Source organism: Rathayibacter sp. AY1F2 (genome assembly GCF_002930885.1).
GTDB lineage: Bacteria > Actinomycetota > Actinomycetes > Actinomycetales > Microbacteriaceae > Rathayibacter.
The window spans coordinates 1-3,464 of the sequence record NZ_PSVG01000047.1 but is presented as its reverse complement, the minus strand read 5'-3'; the positions used below and the strand labels follow the sequence as shown (position 1 = coordinate 3,464).

Here is a 3,464-nt window from a genome sequence, read left to right as displayed (position 1 = left end):
GCCCTCCGACCCCGCCCCCCCCGTCCGACCCTTCACAGCAGGAGACCACCCATGCGCAGACGATTCATCCCCCTCGCCGCCGTCCTGGCGTCGACCGCCGCCCTCACCGGCTGCAGCGGCTTCGGAGGCGGAGGCGGCGGTTCGGCCGACGCCGACTCGATCACCTTCACCACCTGGGCCAGCGAGTCCGAGCAGGCGGCCTTCGAGTCGCTGATCACCGACTTCGAGGCCGAGCACGAGGGGGCGAGCGTCGAGCTCAACGTCGTGCCCTACGACCAGATGTTCAGCAACATCGACGCGCAGCTGTCGTCGGGCGAGGCCCCCGACGTGTTCCGCGTCGACTACGGCAACCTCGGCGTCTACTCCAGCCAGGAGCAGCTGCTCGACCTGACCGACCGGATCGGCGACTTCGACTCCTTCACGCCCGCGTTCCAGGAGGCCGTCTCGTTCGAGGGGAAGCCCTACGGCGTCCCGCACCAGACCGACGTGTCGGCGCTGCTGGTGAACACGCAGCTGCTCGCGGCGGCCGGCATCACCGACGTGCCGACGACCGCCGACGAGGCGTGGACCTGGGAGGAGTTCGCCGACGCCTCCGCGAAGCTGCGCGCGAGCCTGCCCGCCGAGCAGTACCCGTTCGTCTACAACTGGCAGCTCGGCGGCACGCCCCGCTGGCTGAGCTGGCTGTTCGAGGCCGACGGCACGCTGCTGGAGGAGGACGGCACCACTCCGGCGATCGACTCGGCCGCGGGCGCGAAGGCCCTGGACTTCACGAAGAGCTTCTTCGACAACGACTGGGTCCCGCCGACCAGCTCGGTGAAGTCCGCCACCTACGCCGACTCCTTCTTCACGGAGCAGACCGCGGCGATGGCCTTCGCCGGGTCCTTCCTGGTGCCGGACATCGACGACCTCGCCGACTTCGAGTGGACCGCCACGCCGATGCCCGTCGACGAGCGCGGCGCGACCGACCTCGGCGGCAACGCCCTCGTCGCCACGGCCGACACCGACAACCCCGAGCTCGCGACCGAGTTCCTCTCGTTCATGACGCAGGCCGACACCATGGCCGAGTTCTGCGCGGCGACGAACGAGCTGCCCACCCGGTCCGACATCGACCCCGCGTCGATCGACTTCGCGGTGCGCCCGGACGTGATGCCCGTCTTCGTCGAGCAGGCCGCGACGATCACGCCGCGCGACGTGCAGCAGCTCACCTCGCCGTTCCTCGCGAAGATCTCCGTCGCGATGCAGGACCAGCTCGAGGAGGCGTTCGTCGGCGGGCGCAGCACCGAGGAGACCCTCTCCGGCCTCGACGCGGCCATCCAGCAGGCGACCAGCTGATGACCGCCACCACCCTCCGCGGCCGGGCGGGCTCCTCCGCCCGGCCGCGGTCGGCCCGCAGGCGCGAGGCCCTCGCCGGCTTCGGCTTCGTCGGCCCGAACCTGCTCCTGATGGCGCTGTTCCTGTTCGTGCCGATCCTCTGGGCGATCCAGCTCTCGTTCCAGGAGTCGCGCGGCTTCGGCACGCCCGAGTGGGTCGGCTTCGCGAACTACCTGCGGATGGGCGCCGACCCGGTGTTCTGGCAGAGCCTGGGCAACACGCTCCTCTTCACCGCGGTCACCGTGCCGCTCGAGCTCGCCGGCGGCCTCGGCCTGGCCGTGCTGCTCAACTCCGTCCTGCCCGCGCGCGGGATCTTCCGCACGGTGATCGTGCTGCCCCTGGTGATCTCGGGCGTCGCCTCCGGGATGATCGCGGTCACGATCTTCAGCGAGTCCTCGGGCATCGTGAACAAGGTGCTGAGCTCGCTGGGCGCCTCGCCGGTCGCCTGGCAGTCGGACGGCTCCGCGGCGATGATCTCGGTGATGCTGACCGCGGTGTGGCTGCGGATCGGCTTCAACATGGTGATCTACCTGGCGGGCCTGCAGAGCGTCTCGCCCGAGCTCTACGAGGCCGCACGGATCGACGGAGCGACGCGCTGGCAGCAGTTCCGAGCACTGACGGTGCCGCTGGTCGGCCCGTCCACCTTCTTCCTGCTGATCATGAACGTGATCGCCTCGTTCCAGGTCTTCGACATCGTCTTCGTGATGACGGGCGGCGGCCCCGGCTTCTCCACCTCGGTGCTCGGCACCTACGCGTACCGCAACGGCTTCCAGGTCCGCGAGCAGGGCTACGGCGCCGCGCTCGGCGTCGTCATCCTGCTGGTCTCCCTCGCCTTCACCTATCTGCAGTGGCGCACGAGCCGCACGCGCGATCTCGTCGACTAGGAGCCCTCATGTCGTCCTCCACCGTCACCACGCCCGCCGCGGTCGCCGCGGCCACCGCCCGCGAGACCCCGCGCCGGCGCCCCTCCCGCCGCGACGGCTCCCGCTCCGGACTCGTCGTCCGTCTCGTCGTCGCGATCGTCGCCTCGGCGATCGTGTTCTTCCCGCTTTACTGGATGCTCGTCATCGCCTTCTCGCCGCGCGGCGAGGTGTTCGCGCCCGGCCCGCCCCGCTTCTGGCCGAGCGAGATCTCGTTCGAGAACTTCGCGACGGTGTTCGCGCGCTTCCCCGTGGGCGAGTGGTTCGTCAACTCGGTCGTGATCGGGGTGTTCGTCACGGTGTTCACCGTCGTGGTGAACCTGCTGGCCGGCTGGGGCTTCGCGCGGCTGCGCTTCCCGGGGCGGAACCTGCTGTTCCTGCTCGCACTGGCCACGATGATGATCCCGGTGCAGGCGATCATGGTCGCGCAGTTCAAGCTCGTGACCGGACTGCAGATCTACGGCACCTACTGGTCGGTGATCCTGCCCGGAGCAGCGGCGGCCTTCGGGATCTTCCTCGCCCGGCAGTTCTTCCTCTCCATCCCGGAGGAGCTGATCGAGGCGGCGCGGATCGACGGCGCCGGCCACCTGCGGGTGTTCCTGCAGATCGTGCTGCCGCTCTCGAAGCCGCTGATCGCCGTCCTGATCCTGCTGACTCTGCTCGGCAGCTGGAACGACTTCGCCTGGCCGCTGATCGCCCTGAAGGACAACGAGCTGTTCACGCTGCCGATCGGCCTGCTCTACCTCAAGGGCCAGTCGACGCCTGACTACAGCGCGAGCATGGCGCTGGCGCTGGTGTCGGTGCTGCCGATGGTGCTGCTGTTCCTGTGCTTCCAGCGCTACTTCGTGCAGGGGTTCGCGCGCAGCGGCATCCGGTGAGGTCGGGCGGCGGCACGGGTGGCGGCACGGGCGGAGTGGAGCGGTCGCCGCGGCGGGAGGCTCCTGACCGGACGGGGCAGGAGAGGACGTGGAAGGAGAGGACAGAGCAGGGCCGGAGAGGACGGGGCAGGAGAGTGCCGACGGACGCGGCGGGCGGCGGGCGGCGGAGAACGTGAACCACGTGGAGGTCGTCCGGTCGTGATCTCTCGAGTTCGACGGCTCTCCTGCGCGGCGGGGGCGTCCGCCAGCCGGAGCGGGGCGGGAGCGGACCGGGACGGAGGGGCGGACCGGGGAC

The 3,464-nt window shown here is 70.2% G+C and carries 3 protein-coding genes; all 3 read left to right on the top strand.

What is annotated here, in order from left to right; all coding sequences use genetic code 11:
* Positions 1–51 precede the first annotated feature (51 nt).
* From C5C54_RS17370 to C5C54_RS17360, 3 genes are read left to right on the top strand one after another with little or no spacing between them, the layout of a single operon-like run.
* Positions 52–1,332: a sugar ABC transporter substrate-binding protein gene (locus tag C5C54_RS17370; protein WP_258063368.1), complete on the top strand. Its 1,281-nt coding sequence runs from the start codon at positions 52–54 to the stop codon at positions 1,330–1,332.
* Positions 1,332–2,255: a carbohydrate ABC transporter permease gene (locus C5C54_RS17365; RefSeq protein WP_104239656.1), complete on the top strand. Its 924-nt coding sequence runs from the start codon at positions 1,332–1,334 to the stop codon at positions 2,253–2,255. The genes C5C54_RS17370 and C5C54_RS17365 overlap by 1 nt, the downstream gene beginning before the upstream one ends.
* Before the next feature lie 8 nt (positions 2,256–2,263).
* On the top strand, positions 2,264–3,169 hold the full coding sequence (locus tag C5C54_RS17360) for a carbohydrate ABC transporter permease (protein ID WP_104269799.1): 906 nt from the start codon (positions 2,264–2,266) through the stop codon (positions 3,167–3,169).
* Positions 3,170–3,464 lie beyond the last annotated feature (295 nt).